The organism is Pseudomonas sp. USTB-Z (assembly GCF_019691255.1).
GTDB lineage: Bacteria > Pseudomonadota > Gammaproteobacteria > Pseudomonadales > Pseudomonadaceae > Aquipseudomonas > Aquipseudomonas alloputida.
In genome coordinates, this window is the sequence record NZ_JAECZP010000028.1 from 1 (window position 1) to 18,376 (window position 18,376).

An 18,376-nucleotide genomic window follows, 5' to 3' on the forward strand; every position below is an offset into this window, starting at 1 on the left:
GATACTGGATACGATCAACCGGCTTAGCCGCATAGCTTGAACCGCCGTGTACGGAACCGTACGCACGGTGGTGTGAGAGGACGGCGGGTGTGAACCCGCCTCCTACTCAATCCTGGGGTTTTTTGGTGGTCAGTGCCGGCCTATTCGCTCGCCGGAAGATATGCAGGTCCCTGTGGGAGCGGGCGTGCCCGCGAAGAGGCCGGTACAGCCCCTACATTCCTCATGGTTGAACTTCTTCGCCGCAACCCGCTAAGGTCGCCGCCTTGATTCACGAGAGGCAACCATGGGCTACCTGATAATCGTCGCGCTGATCCAGGCGTTTTCCTTCAGCCTGATCGGCGAGTACCTGGCCGGGCACGTCGACAGCTATTTCGCAGTGCTCGCCAGGGTGCTGCTGGCCGGCCTGGTGTTCCTTCCGCTGACCCGCTGGCGCCAGGTCGAGCCACGCTTCATGCGTTCCATGCTGCTGATTGGCGCGCTGCAGTACGGCATCACCTATGTCTGCCTGTACCTGAGCTTCCGCGTGCTTACCGTACCGGAGGTGCTGCTGTTCACGATCCTCACGCCGCTACACGTGACCTTGATCGAAGATGCCCTGAACCGGCGCTTCAATGCTTGGGCGCTAGTGGCCGCGCTGGTCGCCGTGGCCGGTGCTGCCGTGATCCGCTTCGACAGCATCAGCGGCGAGTTTTTCATCGGCTTCCTGCTGCTGCAACTGGCCAACTTCACCTACGCTGCCGGCCAGGTGCTGTATCGTCACCTGGTCGCTCGCCACCCCAGCGACCTGCCACACTACGCCCGCTTCGGTTACTTCTACCTCGGTGCCTTGCTGGTGGTGCTGCCGGCCTTCCTGCTGTTCGGCAATACCCAGCACTTGCCGAGCACTGACGTGCAATGGCTGGTGCTGTTGTTCCTGGGGCTGTGTCCGACGGCGCTGGGGCTGTACTGGTGGAACAAAGGTGCATGCCTGGTTTCTGGCGGTACGCTGGCGGTGATGAACAACCTGCATGTGCCGGTGGGGCTGCTGCTGAACCTGTTGATCTGGAACCAGCACGAGCCGCTGGGGCGGCTGTTCATCGGCGGGGGGATCATCCTGGCGTCGGTGTGGCTGAGCCGCCTGGGTGGGCGCGCACAGGCGCCGCTGGCCGGCAAGGCCTGACTCGCCCTTTGATCCGGGGCTGCAGGGCAGCCCCGGCAATCTCAAGCCTCGCTCATATCTTCAATGCGACGCGGCATCGGCTCCGCCGCCGTACGCCCCGCCAAACTCGCCCGCATGTCATTGCCACTGGGCTGCTGGTACAAGCTCAAGCCAAACTCCGGCAACACCGCCAGCAGGTAGCGAAGATATCCCCCTGGATCCGTTCGTAATCCGCCCACACCGTGGTGGTGAAGCAGTAGAAACATCGCTGTAAACACGCTGAAAAAAAGGGTGCTGGTTTTACACATTTGTTTTTGGATGCAATCTCCATGGGAGCTGAAGTTTAGCGTCTATGCCTGGCCTCAATAACCACAATATTCTTTGCCGCCGAATCAAGAATAGCATTGAAGCGGCTAATGTTATCTAAATCTAAGTTGGCATCCCATTCGTCTAGCATTACGATTGGCGGTGGTGCGGACAAAACTTTCTCAATTTGTAACAATCTTCGCTCACCCGTGGAAAGATTGTTTTCCAGCTTAACAAATTGCGCCTCGGGCGTCATCAGGAGAGCGTCATGTACAGCAGCTTTAATTCGTTTAAGGTAGGAGGATTTTCCTGATCCGTTATTTCCGCTAAGTAGATAGCGACCCACTGTTGTTGAGCCGTTTTTTAGTTGGTCTAACAGTTCGGAAGGCGTAATGCTCTGAGAGGAGTTGCATTCTTCAATCTTGATGTTGCTCAAGTTCATGGAGGAAAGGTTTTCATGCTTTTCAAGTTCGGAAGCGAAACGGTAAAGGTTTCTCATTTTAGTACGAACCAAGAGGAGTTGACTAAAATAAATGCTCAAGGAGTGAATGTTCCCGAATACCTGCAAGCTTCTTGGTAGCATTGCCACCAAAGCGCCTATGTTTGCGGCAGTGATGATGTTTGGAGTCTGAATGGTCGCGGCTACAATAATGGTTGCAAGAGCAATAGGCAAACATGCAATGAACTGTTCTAGTAAAACGTATCTATTTACTTCGCCAAAATACGAACGCGCTTTTTTTTCTAAAGATTCAAAGCTATCTGCTTTCATTTTTCGGCTGCCTAAGGTCGCTGAGTCCCAAGTGAGCTCAATGGACAATAGCGCATCAAGTCGCTTTCGCTGCATGTTTCCGGCAGTATGCTTGATTCTGTTCTTTAAGATGCTCACTAATGCGGCAGATATTAAAAGTGAGATCGAAATGGCTATCGTAATCTCTAAACCGGTCGTGAAATAAAACACAGCTAGCGTCATGATCACATTCAGGCATGTCGATATTAACCCAACGTAAAAACCACAAGCATGTGTAATAGTAGAAGACGCCTCCCCGCTGATCCACTGCGCTAGACTTTTTTTGTTTTTATCTGATGCGTATCGCATGTCACTAGAGGCTTCACGTAGCACAGACTTCGTGTAGTTAAGCCATATGGCGTTTGCCGCTTTAGTAACATATATTGAAGACATGGAGCTCACAATATACGCAGCAAGCGCAAATCCAAAAAAAAGAGAAATGTAGCGTAAAATCAGCGTTAAATTACCATCGGCTAGCGTAGTCCCGGCCTTGGCAATGAAGTACGTGGAAAATGCAAGTAGGGTTTGCTGTGCAACAGCAAAAAAAATAGCAAGAACAAAGCTTCTGTCTTTCATGCTCAATTAATTCCTAATGCGAGCAAGGTACATAAAGCAACCGAGGCGCTCAATATGACTAAGGCTACAGTGTTTTTCATTCTGGTTTTTGCGTAAGCGTTCCTCAAAGCTTTTGCTTGAGCGAGCTGCTTGCCTGTGAAGCCCTTGCCATCATGGGGGCTGAATTTATTTATGAATGAGTCCAAAAACCCTATCTTTTGTTTGATGTTATAGTGATCAGGATTGAGAAATAATAAGTCCTGGGACGTGAGATCTCTAAGCACCAACGTGGGGGTGGTAGTTCTAAGGGGGAAATAGCTATTGGAATGCAAGCTTGGAGCTGGGCTGTCTTTGTATAGTGCGCCTATCATCAACTCGCTTTTTATACAAATCGGCTTCGCCTCGATGTGTATGCGAAGAAGGCGGCTAGTATCTAGATCTGGTTCGAATAGAATTATAATGGCGCCCGGGGTTTTTCTTGCTCGCGCCTTATAGAATGTGATGCAATTCTCAATCAGTGAGATAATTTCTTGATCTGATCGGCGCTTTTCAATGCAAGAAAAATAAATCTCATTCGACAATAAAGCCTTTGGCATGAACGGGCACATTACCCCCTTTCTATAAGGGTGGGGCCCAGTTAAAAAGGTTTCTAAATAAGGCTTGATATTGTTATAGGCTTCAATTACGAATTCGGGTGCCTCAGCGGGAGGTGGCTGCTGGATCGTCCATAAAAATGTCATATCTTCTTCCTTGAAGCAATGAAACCCCTTTCAAGTTGGAAAGGGGTCTACTGTAGCCGATCAGTATCCTGACTCAAATTCAGTGAATTTGAGATTACAGGTAATCTAACTGCTTAGAGCTTGTTTACCAATTCCAGCCACCACTACCGCAGATATGAGCCCAACCTGGGGAGCATGGCGGATTAGCAAGGTTAAAAAGAGCAGATTTGAGTTTCTTGAGTAGGGTCTTTGGGCTTGCGTCGGCAAGCGTCATCCCCTTGTGCTCCGTTGTAAAAGCTTTAGACAAGGGATTTGAATAGTCGATTTTCATAAACACTCCATGTGAATGATAATTGAATGCATCAAGTAATGATGCGCATTCAGTATATAGGTGTTTAATCTGGGTTTTGATCTTAAATTTCGATGTTTTTTTTGATATTGAACATTTAAGGAATCAGAAAAATCGATATATAGTGGGGTGAGAGGTATTTTCTTGAAGCAAGCACGTTCATGCTGGTGCTGGCCACCACGCCGTGCGGCCTCGGTATTGCAGGGTGCATTCCTGGCAGAAAGCGTGGGGGTGCGCAAGCCAGCTCGTGGCCACTGGTGGGCTTGAAGCTGGTGGGGCAGCCGGCGCTGACTTGGGTGCTGGCATACAAGGTATTCAACCTGCCGACCGGCACCGGGCCGTTCATGCTGGCGGAGTATTCCAACCTTGAGGCGGGGTTGATTTCGCGGACGATCCTGTTGTCCCCCCTCGCTGGTGACCTTGACGGGGTTGTTGTACCTGCTGGGTTATGCGGAGTAGCTGCCGGCCCATTCGCGGGTCAACCCGCTCCCACAGGGTGGCAGCACGGCTGATGCTGTGAGGTCCCTGTAGGAGCGGGTTCACCCGCGAATGGGCTGCAAGGCAGCCCCGGCAATCTCAAGCCTCGCTCATTTCTTCCAGGCGACGAGGCAATGGCTCTTGGGCTGAACGCCCCGCCAAACCCACCCGCATGTCATTGCCACTGGGCTGCTGATACAAGCTCAAGCCAAACTCCGGCAACACCGCCAGCAGGTAGTCGAAGATGTCCCCCTGGATGCGCTCGTAATCCGCCCACACCGTGGTGGTGGTGAAGCAGTAGATCTCCAGCGGCACGCCTTCGGCGGTGGTCTGCATCTGCCGCACCATGCAGGTCATGTTCGGGTGCACGTTGGGATGGTTCTTCAGATAGGCCAGGGCAAACGCGCGGAAGGTGCCGATGTTGGTCAGCTTGCGGCGGTTGGCCGACAGGTCCGCCACCGGCCCCAGCGCCTCGTTCCAGTTTTGCAGTTCCTGGCGCTTGCCCGCCAGGTAGTCACTCAGTAGCTGCACCTGGCTCAGGCGCTGTTCTTCTTCGCGGGTGAGGAAGCGCACGCCGGCGGCGTCGATGAACAGGCTGCGCTTGATGCGCCGGCCACCGGACTGCTGCATGCCGCGGTAATTGCGGAATGACTCGCTCATCAGGCGCCAGGTGGGGATGGAAACGAGGGTCTTGTCGAAGTTCTGCACTTTCACCGTGTGCAAGGTGATGTCCACCACGTCGCCATCGGCGCCTACCTGCGGCATTTCGATCCAGTCCCCGACATGCAGCATGTCGTTGCTGGTCAGTTGCACGCTGGCGACGAATGACAGCAGGGTGTCCTTGTACACCAACAGCAATACCGCCGACATCGCACCCAGGCCGGACAGCAGCAACAGCGGCGAGCGGTCGATCAGGGTGGCGACGATGATGATCGAGGCGAAGATCCACAACATCATCTTGGCCAGTTGCACGTAGCCCTTGATCGAGCGGGTGCGGGCGTGTTCGGTGCGGGCATAGATGTCGAGCAGGGCATCCAGCAGGCATGACAGCGCCATGGTCATGAACAACAGGGTGAAGGCCAGGGCGACATTGCCAAGGAAGTGCTGAGCGGTGTCGGACAGCTCAGGCACCAGCTTCAGGCCGAACTGCAGCACCAGGGACGGGGTCGTTTGTGCCAGGCGGTGGAACACCTTGTTGTGGCGCAGGTCGTCCAGCCACTTCAGTGCAGGCTGGCGGGCCAGCAGGCGCGCGCCGTGCAGTATCAGGAAGCGCGCCAGGCGGCCGACTGCCAGGGAGATGAGCAGCAGTACTGCCAGACCGATGGCAGCGTGCAGCATGGGATGTTGGTCGAGGGTGCCCCACAGGTCGAGGGAGTCACGCCAGATTCGTTGGATATCCATGGGCTTGCATACAGTCTTGTTGCGAAACGAAGCCGTATTAGAGCGCGGATAGCGACAAAGTTGCCAAAAGAAATTCGGCTAAGGCTGCAGAAAACGTTACCCTATGCAACTGAATTTCCCGCACTTGTCTGAGGTTACCTCCGTGTTCTCCCAATTCGCCCTGCATGAACGCCTGCTTAAAGCCGTGGCCGAGCTTAAATTTGTCGAGCCAACCCCGGTGCAGGCCGCGGCCATCCCCCTGGCCCTGCAAGGGCGGGATCTGCGTGTGACTGCGCAGACCGGCAGCGGCAAGACGGCGGCCTTCGTACTGCCACTGCTCAACCGTCTGGTCGACCTCAGCGGTCCGCGTGTCGAGATTCGCGCGTTGATCCTGCTGCCGACCCGTGAGCTGGCCCAGCAAACCCTCAAGCAGGTGCAGCTGTTCTCGCAGTTCACCTACATCAAGTCGGGCCTGGTGACTGGCGGCGAAGACTTCAAGGAACAGGCCGCCATGCTGCGCAAGGTGCCCGACGTGCTGATCGGCACCCCGGGTCGCCTGCTCGAGCAGCTCAATGCCGGCAACCTCGACCTGTCCCACGTGCAGGTCCTGATCCTGGACGAAGCCGACCGCATGCTCGACATGGGCTTTGCCGAAGACATGGAGCGCCTGTGCAAAGAGTGCGAGAACCGCGAGCAGACCTTGCTGTTCTCGGCTACCACCGGTGGCGCGGCCCTGCGCGACATCATCGGCAAGGTGCTGAAAGACCCTGAGCACCTGATGCTCAACAGTGTCTCGCAACTGGCTGAAGGCACCCGCCAGCAGATCATCACCGCCGACCACGACCAGCATAAAGAGCAGATCGCGCAGTGGTTGCTGGCCAACGAAACCTTCGACAAGGCGATCATCTTCACCAACACCCGCGCCATGGCCGACCGCATCTACGGTCACCTGGTGGCCAAGGACGTGAAGGCTTTCGTGCTGCATGGCGAAAAGGACCAGAAGGACCGCAAGCTGGCCATCGAGCGCTTCAAGCAGGGCAGCTCCAAAGTGCTGGTGGCGACCGACGTGGCAGCCCGTGGCCTGGACATCGACGGCCTGGACCTGGTGATCAACTTCGACATGCCACGCAGCGGTGACGAGTACGTACACCGTGTGGGCCGTACCGGCCGTGCCGGTGGCGAAGGCCTGGCGATCTCGTTGATCACCCACAACGACTGGAACCTGATGTCGAGCATCGAGCGCTACCTCAAGCAGCAGTTCGAGCGCCGGGTCATCAAGGAAGTGAAGGGCACCTACAACGGGCCGAAGAAGGTCAAGGCCTCGGGCAAGGCGGCCGGCAGCAAGAAGAAAAAGGTCGAGAAGAAGACCGGCGACAAGAAAGCTGCCGCCAAGCGCAAGCCTACTGCCAAGCCGAAGGCCAACGCGCCTCTGGCCAGTGCAGATGGCCTGGCACCGCTGAAGAAGCGCAAGCCTGCTGCTGAATAAGACTCACGCAGGCCCTTTGCAGAAGCGACGCAAGTTCGCATCTGCGAAGGGCCTGCGCAGGCGACGAACGATCACTCCGCCTTTTTCTCTGCCTGCTTCAACTCCTTGATCCGCTGGTCGATCAGCTGACACTTGTCGGGCAAGTCCTTGCTCGCCGTCCCCAGATCCATCCCCCGAAGCTCATCATTGATCTCCTTGGCCTTTTGCGGGTTCTGCTCGGTCAACTGAGTGACCAGCCCGGCCAGCTCCTCACGTTTCTGCGTTGCTTCTTCAGGTGTGCAGGCCCAAGCGGGCAGGGCGCAGAGCAGGGCAGTGGCACAGGCTATGGGCAGTAGCGGTTTCATCCTTCCAACCTCCGGCGGTGGTGATGCCCGGTGGAGGGCTGTGGGGGCAGGGAAGTTCAGGGCTTGCGACCGATGGAAGATTTCTTTGGTGGTGGTAGTCCGTTTCTGAAACGCTCCCGTATCCCTCCAGCGCCGTTGAGCAGCACGCTACATCGCTCTAGTCTCGAAGGAAAAGAGGGGGTATTGTATGTACAGCTGTAAATACAGGTCGTCCCATGTTCTTTGAATGGGACGAAGGGAAAAACCAGAGCAATATCCGCAAGCACGGCATCGACTTTGCCGACGTTCCTGACATGTTCAACCATCCCATGCTGATCCGGCGTGATGAGGATGTGGAATGTGCTGAAGAACGTTGGGTCAGCCTGGGATGGCTAAAGGCGCTGATAGGTGTCGTCGTGTACACGGAGAGGCGGGGTGAGGTGATACGCATCATTTCTGCAAGAAAAGCCACCAAACGGGAGGCCAGGTACTATGACCAAATCATCGAGAACTGACTGGAGCCGCCTGGCCCGACAGGACGACAAGGATATCGACACATCAGATATCCCTGAACTGGACCAGGACTTTTTCCGCCAGGCCGAGCTGCGCGTTCCCGCCAAGCAGACGGTGACCATTCGACTGGACTCAGATGTCCTCGCCTGGTTCAAGGAGCAGGGCAGCGGCTACCAGACCCGCATCAATCAGTTGCTGCGCCAGTACATGCAAGCGCAACAACGCCAGCGCTAAGCGCTTCGGAACGCTTGGCAACCCTGGCAGGTCCCAATCTGTGTACCCCTTTCGTCCACAGCAGGAGCCCGTAGCCATGAGCATCGCCTACGACTGGGACCTGATCGAACGCTTGCTGCACGAAGTGCAGAACGGCGCCGGTCACAGCTTCACGCCCCGCCCTTATGCCGAGCAGCATGCTGCTGCACTGGCCGCCAAGGGTGAGCCAGTGGGTGACGTGGATCACCTGAAAACCCGTGCATGCGAGTATGAAAAGCTGCTATTTGAGCGCGGATTCATTGAATGCCGGCCTGAAGAGGACGGCGGCAATGGCGAAAACTTTGTCCTGACCGAACGCGGCTCGCGCTTGATGAGCCTGATCGACAGCAGCATCCCCGGCTTCGAGCACCCGCGCCAGGTGCTGGATGAGCAGGAGGATGCGCTGGACGAAACGACGTTCGAACAGGTATCTGCGAAGGCTCAGATTGCTTGAGGTCGTTTTAAGGCTGGCAAGTGCAGCGTTCAAAACCCGATAATCGGTAGCTTCTGAACGCTGCCGAGCCTTGCCCATGCCTACGATCACCCCAGAGGCCCGCTTATGAGCGCGGTCCGCAAGAACCCTGACGCCTTTGCCTTCCAGGTAATGCTGGGCCTTTGCCTGATCTGGGGCTGCCAGCAGGTACTGATCAAGACCGCCGCCGCAGACATTGCTCCGGTGATGCAGGCAGCACTGCGCAATGGCATTGCCGCTGTGCTGGTAGGCCTGATGCTGTGCTGGCGGGGTGGCTGGGAGCAGGTCGGCAGCACCTGGCGCGCAGGGTTGGTGGCGGGCGGGCTGTTCGGGGTGGAGTTTCTGTTCATTGCCGAAGGGCTGAAACTGACCTCGGCGGCGCACATGTCGGTGTTCCTCTATACCGCGCCGGTATTTACCGCCTTGGGCCTGCATTTTCGTCTACCCAGTGAACGCTTGCGGCTGCTGCAGTGGCTGGGCATTCTGCTGGCCTTCGGCGGCATTGCCATGGCCTTTGCCGGTGGCACTTCGTTCGAGCACATGGACAGCCGCACCTTGCTGGGAGATGCCTTTGGCGTGATCGCCGGGCTGGCCTGGGGCGCGACCACGGTGGTGGTGCGTTGTTCACGGCTATCGGAGGCGCCGGCGACCTTGACCCTGTTCTATCAGCTGGCGGTCGGTTTTGCCGGGCTGCTGCTGATCGCCCTGCTCAGCGGGCAGATCGGCGCGGTGTCGCTGACGCCGCTGGCGATGAGCAGTGTATTGTTCCAGGGGATTGTGGTGTCGTTCATCAGCTACCTCACCTGGTTCTGGTTGCTGCGCAAATACCTGGCGTCGAACCTCGCGGTGTTTTCCTTCATTACCCCATTGTTCGGGGTGACCTTTGGCGTTTTGCTGCTGGATGAGCCGCTCAGTGCGAATTTCGTGGTGGGCGCGTTGATGGTGTTGCTGGGTGTGATCCTGGTAAGTGCCGAGCCTTGGGTGAAACAACAATTGCGGCGGTTGGTAGGGTGATGTGTTGCCTCTACCGGCCCCTTCGCGGGCAAGCCGCGCCTGCAAAGCCGTTGTAGGCGCAGGCTTGCCCGCGAAGGGGCCGGTACAGACTGCATCGCCTCAGGATGCAGCCTTGGCCTGACAGGCGCTTCCCTGCTGTGCGTTACCCGGCAACTGGACCAGCACACCCGCCACCGCCAACCCGCCCGCCGCCAGCATCAATGCCGGTTGCAGCCCGCCACTGTAATGGCTGCTGAGCGCCGCCAGCAGCGGCCCACTCAACTGCCCCAAGGCAAAGCACGCGGTCAGCAGCCCGGCATTGCGCTGTGTGGCATGTGGCGCCAACTCGCGAGAGCGCTGCATGACCAGTTGCATGCAGGCCAGGAACGGCCCGCCACACAGCGCAACACCCAGCACCAGCCCGATACCCCCACCCATCAGGCAGGCCAGCACACCCAGCCCTTGCAACCACAGGGTGGTGGTCAACCAGGTCGAGGTGCGGCCACCACGGCGCACGCTCACCAGCAAAACACCCAGCGCCGCCGCCAGGCCAAACGCCGGCCAGAACAGGTCAGCCAGCCACTGCCCGCGAAACTGCTGATTGGCCATCTGTGACAGAAAGGTGGCTGGCAGGATGTAGCCCATGCCATACAAGCCATACACCAACCCCAGGCGGCCAGTGCCGACACTGCGCGTCGGGCCTTGTCGCACTGGCGGCCGAGCCGGTGCCGCTTGCAGTGCCCGTGGCAACCACGGCCGCACGGCCAGCAGCATCACCAAGGCAGCCACGGCATAGATCAGCCACAGTGCAGCCGAGCCCAACCCCTGCACATGCGCGGCCAGTGCCAGTAGCCCGGTCACGGCAATACCCAGGCCGGGTCCGGCGAAAACCAGCGCTCCCAGGCGCTGGCGGTTGTGGGCAGTGGCTACTTGCTGGCTGAGGCTGGTGATCATCACCAGCACCCAGGCGCTGGCTACGCCTGTGCCGAAGCGCAGCAGCAGGTGGCCCCAAAAGCCGTTGGCAGCCCAGGAGGCCAGGGTCAGCAGCACACACAGCCACAGCCCCCCGTGCAGGCGCAGCCGTACCTGGCCTGGCGAGCGGGCGAACATGGCGTCCACCGCACCCACGAAATAGCCCAGGTAATTAGCCGCCGCGACCAGCCCGGCGACTGTCAGGTCGAGCTGGCCTTCGGCAATGAGTTGTGGCAGTTGCGGGGTGAGGGCGAAACGACCGATGCCCATGGCCATCATCAGCGCCACGGCGCTGGCGAGCAGTTGAATGAGTGGCGACATGACAGGTCTCCTGCGCGGATATAAGTGATGGCTGGCAGGTTAGGGTGCTTTTATTTTCAATAAAATTGAATAATGATGATCAAGTTGTTCTGTTTTGGAGAATGCTGTGGAGTTCAGCCAACTGCGTATCTTTCAGGCCGTGGCCGAGGAAGGCTCGGTTACCCGCGCCGCAGAGCGCCTGCACCGGGTGCCATCAAACCTCTCCACGCGCCTGCGCCAACTCGAGGAGCAGCTGGGCGTCGAACTGTTCCTGCGCGAACGTCAGCGCCTGCAACTGTCGCCAGCAGGCAAGGTGCTGCTGGACTATGCCAACCGTATGTCCGCCTTGCGCGACGAAGCGCTGGGCGCCGTGCGTGGCGGTCAGCCGGCTGGGGACTTCGTGCTGGGGACCATGTACAGCACGGCGGCGACCCACTTGCCGGCGTTGCTGGCGCGCTATCACCAGGCTTACCCGCAGGTGAACCTGCAAGTGCGTGCAGCACCCAGCGGCGAGTTGCTTGAAGGGCTGTTGAACCACTCCCTGGATGCTGCTCTTGTGGACGGGCCACCGAGCCTTGCCGGGTTGGATGGCGTGCCGCTGTGCGATGAGCAACTGGTACTGATCACCAGCCCCGAGCACCCGGCGGTCCTCACCGCCAAGGACGTGGCGGGCAAGGCGGTGTTTACCTTCCGCCAGGGCTGCTCGTACCGCATGCGCCTGGAGGCCTGGTATGCCCATGCCCATACGCCGATGGGGCGGGTGATGGAGATCGAGTCGTACCAGAGCATGCTGGCCTGTGTGATCGCGGGTGCGGGTGTGGCGATGATGGCCCAGTCGATGCTCGACAGCCTGCCTGGACGTGATCGGGTGAGGGTGCACCCGCTGCAGGCACCTTTCGATCAGGCGGTCACCTGGCTGATGTGGCGCCAGGGTATGCGCGGGGCTAATCTGCAGGCATGGATCGACCTGCAACAAAGCGAAACGATTAACCAGTCGTCGGAATGCGCCGCCACGGCTTGATCCGAGTCAAAATCGCCCTTATCTGTAGGAACAGAGGCATGCGTAATACAGGACATAGGGCTATGATCTGTATGAAACATCGCAGGATTGATTTGCCGTGAGGCTGACCCGTCAAGGGGGCATTATGAATAAACCACTGTCAAACTGGCTCCACGACCTGGCCGTCGCCTTGGGGCTGATTCCACCACCCTTGCAGCCGGTGCCGATCCCGACTGATGAAGAGCAGCGCAAACGTCAACCGCGTCGGCGCTGATTAACGACAAAGGCCGCTTCACCCAGGTGGGTGCAGCGGCCTTTTTGTGTCTGCTGATTGTCTATTGCCTGTACTGGCCCTTTCGCGCGTGCAAGCCTGCTACAAACGAAAGGGCCGGTACAGCAGTCAGGCCAGCTTCACCGCCGCCACCGACTTGCGCGACACCAGGCTCACGCCCACAAAGCTCACCAGCCCTACTGCCAGGCTGTAGTAGATCGGGGTATTGGCCTCCAGCCCGTCCAGGAACATGAACAGCAGGGCGGTGGCAAAGCCCAGCGACATGCTGGCAATCGCGCCTGCAGTGGTCGCACGCTTCCAGAAGATCGCCCCGATCAGCGGGATCAGCATGCCGCCGACCAGCAGGTTGTAAGCCAGGGTCAGGGCGTTGATCACATCATTCACCATCAGCGCGATGCCCAGCACCACCAGGCCGGTGAGCAGGGTGAACAGGCGGCTGGTACCCAGGCTCGACTGCTTGCCGCCACGCAGCTTGGGCAGCAGGTCTTCGGTCACGGTGGTCGAGGCAGCCAGCAGACCGGCGCTGGCGGTGGACATCATGGCCGCCAGGGCCGCAGCCATCAGCAGGCCACGGATGCCATCGGGCAGGGTGGTCTTGATCATCTCGGCAAAGGCGTTGTTCGGGTTCGCCAGGTCGGGCATCAGCACATGCGCAGCCATGCCGATCGCCGCACAGGCCAGGCCATACAGCACGCAATACACACCGGCGGTGGTGCCGGCTCGCTGACAGACCTTTTCGTCACGGGCGGTGAACACTCGCTGCCAGATGTCCTGGCCGATGAGGATGCCGAAGAAGTAGATCAGGAAGTAAGTGATGATGGTGTCCCAGCCAATGGTAGTCAGCTGGAAGCTGGCCGCTGGCAGTTTGGCCACCAGGGTGTCCCAACCACCGGCCTTGTACAGGCACACTGGCAGCAGGATGAACATCAGGCCGACGGTCTTGATCACGAACTGGACGATATCGGTCAGGGTCAGCGACCACATGCCGCCGATGGTCGAGTACAGCACTACCACGCCGCCGCCGAGCATCAGCGAAGCCCAGAACGGCAGGTCCAGCAGCACCTGCAGGACGGTGGCCATGGCCAGGGTCGAGGTGACCCCGATCATCAGCGCGTAAGCCAGCATGATGACGGCGCTGGCCTGGCGTGCGGTGGGGTTGTAGCGCTGTTCCAGTACCTGGGTCACGGTGAAGATGCGCAGGCGCAGCAGCGGTTTGGCGAGGAACAGGTTGATGGCGATGATGCCCAGGCCCAGGGCTGCGCACAGCCAGAAGCCGGAAATGCCGTGGACGTAGCCCAGGCGTACGGTGCCGACCGTGGAAGCGCCACCGAGTACGGTGGTGGCCATGGTGCCCATGTACAGCACCGGGCCTAGGTTGCGCCCGGCTACCAGGTAGTCTTCATGGGTTTTCGCGCGGCGCATGCCATACCAGCCAAGCCCGAGCATGCCGGCGGTGTAGATCATTACAACAATGATGTCCAAGGCCATTGGGGGTCTCCCGATTATCTTTATTATGGCGAGATCGACCGCGCGGGCGTTTGCACGGCGCCCGGCGATCTTTTCTTGTGTTGGCGGGCCTCAGTGGCCCTCCCTCATGGCTCCTGCCGGGGTAGAGCGGTATTAGCGACGCACCACGCCAGGTAGCACGCAGAGCATCTCGAACAGCAGGTTGGCACCGAGCAGCGAGGTGTTGCCGGTGGTGTCGTAAGGCGGGGAGACTTCGACAAGGTCACAGCCGATCAGGTCCAGGCCGTGGCAGCCGCGAATGATCTCCATCGCCTGGATGGTGGTCAAGCCGCCGATCTCCGGGGTGCCGGTACCGGGTGCCCAGGCCGGGTCGATGCCATCGATGTCGAAAGACAGGTAAACCGGGCCACCGCCGACTTTTTCCCGCACTTCGGCCATCAGTGGCTCCAGTGACTTGTGCCAGCACTCTTCGGCCTGGACCACGCGGAAGCCCTGGCGACGGCTCCAGTTGAAGTCATCGGCGGTGTAGCCCTGGGCGCGCAGGCCGATCTGCACCACGCGGTCGCAGTCGAGCAGGCCTTCTTCCACGGCGCGGCGGAAGGTGGTGCCGTGGGCGATCTTCTCGCCGAACATGTGGTCGTTGACGTCGGCGTGGGCATCGATGTGTACCAGGCCGATCTTGCCGTGTTTCTTGTGCAGCGCACGCAGGATCGGCAGGGTGATGGTGTGATCGCCCCCCAGGGTCATGGGGATGACGTTGTGCTCGACGATCTCGTCATACGCTTCTTCGATGATGCGCACGGCGTCCAGCAGATTGAAGGTGTTGATTGCCACATCGCCGATATCGGCGACCGACAGCGAGTCGAACGGGGCGGCACCGGTCGCCATGTTGTACGGGCGGATCATCACCGATTCGGCGCGGATCTGCCGCGGGCCGAAGCGGGTGCCGGAGCGTAGCGAGGTACCGATATCCAGCGGTACGCCAATGAAGGCAGCATCCAGGCCTTCGGCGCTTTGCAGGTGGGGGAGGCGGAGCATGGTGGCGATGCCGCCGAAACGCGGCATTTCGTTGCCGCCCAGTGGTTGGTGGAGAGTCTTGTCCACGGTGGGCCTCATCAGTCGGTCGATTGTTGTGTTTGTTCGAACCTGTGCCGCCGCGCGCCATTCACGTGTGGTTTGCCGGCGGGCAGGGACATTTCGGCCAAGTCTGCTCAAGGGAGTACCGGGGAAGAATCGCTACCGACAAATACTTAGTTCAGGATTTTCTGAACTAAAGGCGGGTAGAGCAGTTAGACTGCGCGCACATACCCTTGTGGAACCGTTGCACCATGGCCTCGACCTTGCCCGACCTGAAACTGCTGCGCATCTTCATCAGCGTGGTGCGCCACCAGGGCTTTGCCAACGCCCAGCGCGAGCTGAACCTGTCGACCTCGGCCATCAGTACCTACATGAGCCAGCTGGAGGGCGCGTTGGGTATCGTGTTGTGCCACCGGGGTCGGGGTGGCTTCAGCCTGACCAGCAAGGGCGAGCTGTTCCATCAGGAAACCCTGCGCCTGCTGGCCGAGCTGGACGGTTTCGAGCAGTATGCCGCCGCCCTCAAGGGCGAACTGCGTGGCACCCTCAACCTTGGCGTGATCGACTCCACGGTCGGTGACCGCGCCTTGCCGCTGGCCGAAGCCATCGGTGCCTACAGCCAGGAGCACCCGGCGGTGCACCTGCACCTGTCGGTGTCCAGCCCCTACGAGCTGCAACTGGGTGTGCAGGACAACCGCCTGGACCTGGCCATCGGTGCGTTTTCTTCGCGGATGAGCGGCCTGCTCTACCAGCCGTTGTACCGCGAACAGCACTGGCTGTATTGCAGCAGCCGCCACCCGTTGTATGCCGAGCGGCGCATTCCCGAGCAGGTGGTGACCCAACAACGCATGGTCGGCCGTGGTTATTGGAGCCAGGCCGAACTGGCCCGGCATGGCTTCAAGCACAGTGCGGCGACGGTTGAAAGCATGGAGGCGCAGCTGATCCTGATCCTTTCCGGGGCTTATATCGGCTACTTGCCTGAACACTACGCCCAGGCCTGGGTCGACAAAGGTGACTTGCGTGTACTGTCGCCGTCGACCTTTGGTTACCAGGCCCCGTTCTCGCTGATCATTCGCCGCGGGCGCAGCCGCGAACCGTTGATCCAGACCTTCCGTGACCTGTTGAAAAGCCAGCTCAACGTGGGCTGAGATGCGACGCATTCATGCATTCCGTCGGGAGCGGGTTAAATTCCGGTAAACGCTGGCCGCTAACCTGATAGCGCTCTGCTACATATCAACTTGCGCTGATGATTTCCCCTTATTTCATCCTGCAAGGATCGCCCAAGATGCGCATGAATTTGCCCGTCACTGAGCACGAAAGAACCTTCCCCGGCGATCAACGCCTTATTTCCACGACTGACCTCGGCAGCCGAATCACCTACTGCAACGACGCCTTTGTGGCAATCAGCGGCTTTACCTATGACGAACTGGTCGGCCAACCGCACAACCTGGTGCGCCACCCGGACATGCCGCCTGCGGTGTTTGGCCACATGTGGGAGACCATCAAGCAGGGCAAACCCTGGATGGGCATCGTCAAGAACCGGGCGAAGAACGGCGATTACTATTGGGTAAGCGCCTATGTCACGGCGATATACGAACAAGGCCGGATCAGTGGCTACGAGTCGGTGCGCTCGGTGCCCACGCGCGAGCAGATCCGCCGTGCCGAGGCACTGTATGCGCGCTTGCGTGATGGTCGCGGCCCAGTGCCGTGGGCTGCTCGCCTGGGGCACGGCCTGGGCCATGGCTGGCCACTGATCGGCGCAGGCCTGCTGTCGGCGGCGGGTTACCTTTGGCTGCCCCCCTATGCGGCGCTCGCGGTGCTGATGGCAAGTCTGCTGCTGGCTTGGTACTGGGTCGAGCACCGGCAGAACCAGGCCATTCGCCGCACCTTGGCTGAGCATCCCAAGGCCTTTACCAGTCCGTTGGTGGCGCTGACCTACAGCGACAACCCAGGCTTGCAGGGCCAGCTCGACCTGGCCATCATCAGCGAAGAGGCCCGCCTGCAAACGGCCCTGACCCGGCTGGTGGATGCCGGTGTCGGGGTAAAGTCGCGGGCGGCGCAGTCTTCCGACCTGTCCGATGCCCAGGCGCAGATGCTCGACCGGCAGCGCAGCGAGACCGACCAGTCCGCCACGGCGATCGCGCAGATGGCGGCAACCATCCAGCAGGTCACCCACAACGTGCAGAGCACGGCACACGCGGCAGGTGATGCCGACCAACTGGCGCAGCAGGGCAGCGAGCTGGCCCTGAAGAGCCTGCAAGCCATGGGCAGCATGAGCGACGCGGTCAATGACATTGGTCAGGCGGTCAACGCCTTGGCCGAGCAGACCCAGTCGATTGGCAGCGTGGTCGACGTGATCACTTCGATTGCCGAGCAGACCAACCTGCTGGCGCTTAACGCCGCCATTGAAGCGGCGCGCGCCGGTGAGCAAGGTCGGGGGTTCGCCGTGGTGGCTGATGAGGTGCGGTCATTGGCGCAGCGTACCCGCGCGTCGACCGATGAGATCCACCATATCATTGCCTCGTTGAGGGCCGGGGCGGAGCGAGCGGTGAGCACTGCCAGCCGTGGCGAGCAGATTTCCCGGGACAGTGTGCACAGTGTCGAGGCGGTGCAGGCGGCGCTGAGCGGGATTGCCGTGGCGGTCAGCCGCATCACCGGCATGAGCCAGCAGATGGCCACGGCATCGGAGCAACAGAGCCATGTGGCTGAAGACATCAACCAGCAGATCGTGAGGATTGCCCAACTGTGCGACCAGAGTGCCGGGCAAGCCAGGCAGGGCGCGGAAATCAGCCAGGACCTCGAGCGCATGGCGGAGTACCTGCATAGCCTGGCGGAAAGGTTCAACCGTTGAAATCGCGGGGCCCGCAAAGCGGGCCCCGGTTATGTGGCAAACTGTCCCCGCCAAGGAGACCGCCATGCCCAGACCCCGCTGCGAGCGCTGCCAGCGCCCGCTCGACCATTGCCTATGCCCACTGATCCCCGCGCTCGACAGCCGCACCCGTGTGATCCTGCTGCAGCACCCCAGTGAAACTGCCCATGCCCTGAACACGGCGCGCCTGGCTGCCCTTGGCCTGAACAATGCCGAGTTGCGGATTGGAGAGGTGTTCGATGACCTGCATGACCTGCTCGCCACCCCCGGATACCACCCGGTGCTGCTGTTCCCGGGTGATGACGCCCAGGTGCTCACAGCTTATGGCGAGGCGGGCGACAAACCTTTGCTGCTGATCGTACCCGATGGTACCTGGCGCAAGGCGCGCAAGCTGCTGTACCTGAACCCGTTGCTGGGGGGGCTGCCACGGGTGACGCTGGGGCAGGTGGCCGCTTCACGCTATCGGTTGCGCAAAGCGCCGGAGGCGGGTGCATTGTCGACGATCGAGGCGGTGGTCGGGGCATTGAACACGCTGGAGCAACCGGCCTGCTTCGATGCACTGCTGGCGCCGTTCGAGGCATTGATCGAGGGGCAGATCAGGGCCATGGGCGTAGAGACTTTTCAGCGTAATCATGGCCGCGAATGAGGGTTG

The 18,376-nt window shown here is 59.7% G+C and carries 19 protein-coding genes and 1 pseudogene; 11 read left to right on the forward strand and 9 right to left on the reverse strand.

The window, feature by feature from the left end:
* The first annotated feature begins 283 nt into the window (after positions 1-283).
* A complete protein-coding gene (locus tag I8746_RS24025) occupies positions 284-1,159 on the forward strand; it encodes a carboxylate/amino acid/amine transporter (RefSeq protein ID WP_003254607.1) in 876 nt (291 codons plus the stop codon).
* Positions 1,160-1,200: 41 nt separating this feature from the next.
* Here I8746_RS24025 and I8746_RS24030 read toward each other — a convergent pair.
* The 5 genes and pseudogenes from I8746_RS24030 to I8746_RS24050 form a co-directional block, all read right to left on the reverse strand.
* Positions 1,201-1,397 (reverse strand): annotated as a pseudogene (locus tag I8746_RS24030) (mechanosensitive ion channel family protein); the annotation flags it as partial.
* A gap of 84 nt (positions 1,398-1,481) precedes the next feature.
* On the reverse strand, positions 1,482-2,807 hold the full coding sequence (locus I8746_RS24035) for an ABC transporter ATP-binding protein (RefSeq protein WP_014755714.1): 1,326 nt from the start codon (positions 2,805-2,807) through the stop codon (positions 1,482-1,484).
* A gap of 2 nt (positions 2,808-2,809) precedes the next feature.
* A complete protein-coding gene (locus I8746_RS24040; protein WP_041167296.1) occupies positions 2,810-3,526 on the reverse strand; it encodes a DUF6875 domain-containing protein in 717 nt (238 codons plus the stop codon).
* 124 nt (positions 3,527-3,650) lie between these two features.
* Entirely contained in the window at positions 3,651-3,836 is a 186-nt protein-coding gene (locus tag I8746_RS24045; protein WP_139139796.1) for a hypothetical protein, read from the reverse strand.
* A 594-nt stretch (positions 3,837-4,430) separates the two neighbouring features.
* Positions 4,431-5,732: a mechanosensitive ion channel family protein gene (locus tag I8746_RS24050; protein ID WP_041167298.1), complete on the reverse strand. Its 1,302-nt coding sequence runs from the start codon at positions 5,730-5,732 to the stop codon at positions 4,431-4,433.
* A 103-nt stretch (positions 5,733-5,835) separates the two neighbouring features.
* On the opposite strand from I8746_RS24050, the gene I8746_RS24055 reads away from it, so the two are divergent.
* Complete coding sequence (locus tag I8746_RS24055) at positions 5,836-7,197, forward strand: DEAD/DEAH box helicase (protein WP_012051553.1); 1,362 nt, start codon at positions 5,836-5,838, stop codon at positions 7,195-7,197.
* Between the two features lie 71 nt (positions 7,198-7,268).
* Here the strand turns inward: I8746_RS24055 and I8746_RS24060 are convergent, their stop codons facing one another.
* On the reverse strand, positions 7,269-7,541 hold the full coding sequence (locus tag I8746_RS24060; RefSeq protein WP_221101117.1) for a hypothetical protein: 273 nt from the start codon (positions 7,539-7,541) through the stop codon (positions 7,269-7,271).
* Between the two features lie 215 nt (positions 7,542-7,756).
* Between I8746_RS24060 and I8746_RS24065 the strand changes: the two genes are divergently transcribed.
* The 4 genes from I8746_RS24065 to I8746_RS24080 all read left to right on the forward strand — a co-directional run bounded on the left by I8746_RS24065 (position 7,757) and on the right by I8746_RS24080 (position 9,771).
* Positions 7,757-8,035 carry a BrnT family toxin gene (locus I8746_RS24065; protein WP_010955211.1) on the forward strand — a complete coding sequence of 93 codons (279 nt, stop codon included), beginning with the start codon at positions 7,757-7,759 and terminating at the stop codon, positions 8,033-8,035.
* On the forward strand, positions 8,013-8,267 hold the full coding sequence (locus I8746_RS24070) for a BrnA antitoxin family protein (protein WP_004576871.1): 255 nt from the start codon (positions 8,013-8,015) through the stop codon (positions 8,265-8,267). Before I8746_RS24065 ends, I8746_RS24070 begins: the two co-directional genes overlap by 23 nt.
* Positions 8,268-8,343: 76 nt before the next feature.
* Positions 8,344-8,739, forward strand: coding sequence for a hypothetical protein (locus I8746_RS24075; protein ID WP_003254595.1), 396 nt, complete (start codon positions 8,344-8,346; stop codon positions 8,737-8,739).
* Positions 8,740-8,844: 105 nt separating this feature from the next.
* Positions 8,845-9,771, forward strand: a complete 927-nt coding sequence (locus I8746_RS24080; RefSeq protein WP_221101118.1) for a DMT family transporter — start codon at positions 8,845-8,847, stop codon at positions 9,769-9,771.
* Positions 9,772-9,870: 99 nt separating this feature from the next.
* Here the strand turns inward: I8746_RS24080 and I8746_RS24085 are convergent, their stop codons facing one another.
* Positions 9,871-11,043 (reverse strand): MFS transporter, encoded by a 1,173-nt coding sequence (locus tag I8746_RS24085; RefSeq protein WP_221101119.1) that lies wholly within the window; start codon positions 11,041-11,043, stop codon positions 9,871-9,873.
* A 106-nt stretch (positions 11,044-11,149) separates the two neighbouring features.
* Between I8746_RS24085 and ptrR the strand changes: the two genes are divergently transcribed.
* Positions 11,150-12,043, forward strand: coding sequence for a putrescine utilization regulator PtrR (ptrR, locus tag I8746_RS24090; protein WP_003254589.1), 894 nt, complete (start codon positions 11,150-11,152; stop codon positions 12,041-12,043).
* Positions 12,044-12,167: 124 nt separating this feature from the next.
* Positions 12,168-12,296 (forward strand): PA1414 family protein, encoded by a 129-nt coding sequence (locus tag I8746_RS27305; RefSeq protein ID WP_009683677.1) that lies wholly within the window; start codon positions 12,168-12,170, stop codon positions 12,294-12,296.
* Positions 12,297-12,422: 126 nt separating this feature from the next.
* Here the strand turns inward: I8746_RS27305 and I8746_RS24095 are convergent, their stop codons facing one another.
* Together I8746_RS24095 and speB are read right to left on the reverse strand one after the other, a co-directional pair.
* Positions 12,423-13,802, reverse strand: a complete 1,380-nt coding sequence (locus tag I8746_RS24095) for a sodium:solute symporter (RefSeq protein WP_012051556.1) — start codon at positions 13,800-13,802, stop codon at positions 12,423-12,425.
* 132 nt (positions 13,803-13,934) lie between these two features.
* The gene (gene speB / locus I8746_RS24100; protein WP_003254586.1) at positions 13,935-14,885 is read right to left on the reverse strand and encodes an agmatinase; all 951 of its coding nucleotides are present in this window, start codon (positions 14,883-14,885) and stop codon (positions 13,935-13,937) included.
* 224 nt (positions 14,886-15,109) lie between these two features.
* On the opposite strand from speB, the gene I8746_RS24105 reads away from it, so the two are divergent.
* The 3 genes from I8746_RS24105 to I8746_RS24115 all read left to right on the forward strand — a co-directional run bounded on the left by I8746_RS24105 (position 15,110) and on the right by I8746_RS24115 (position 18,370).
* The gene (locus I8746_RS24105; protein ID WP_003254585.1) at positions 15,110-16,003 is read left to right on the forward strand and encodes a LysR family transcriptional regulator; all 894 of its coding nucleotides are present in this window, start codon (positions 15,110-15,112) and stop codon (positions 16,001-16,003) included.
* A 137-nt stretch (positions 16,004-16,140) separates the two neighbouring features.
* Positions 16,141-17,706, forward strand: coding sequence for a PAS domain-containing methyl-accepting chemotaxis protein (locus I8746_RS24110; protein WP_041168354.1), 1,566 nt, complete (start codon positions 16,141-16,143; stop codon positions 17,704-17,706).
* Between the two features lie 64 nt (positions 17,707-17,770).
* On the forward strand, positions 17,771-18,370 hold the full coding sequence (locus I8746_RS24115; RefSeq protein ID WP_003254580.1) for a tRNA-uridine aminocarboxypropyltransferase: 600 nt from the start codon (positions 17,771-17,773) through the stop codon (positions 18,368-18,370).
* Positions 18,371-18,376 lie beyond the last annotated feature (6 nt).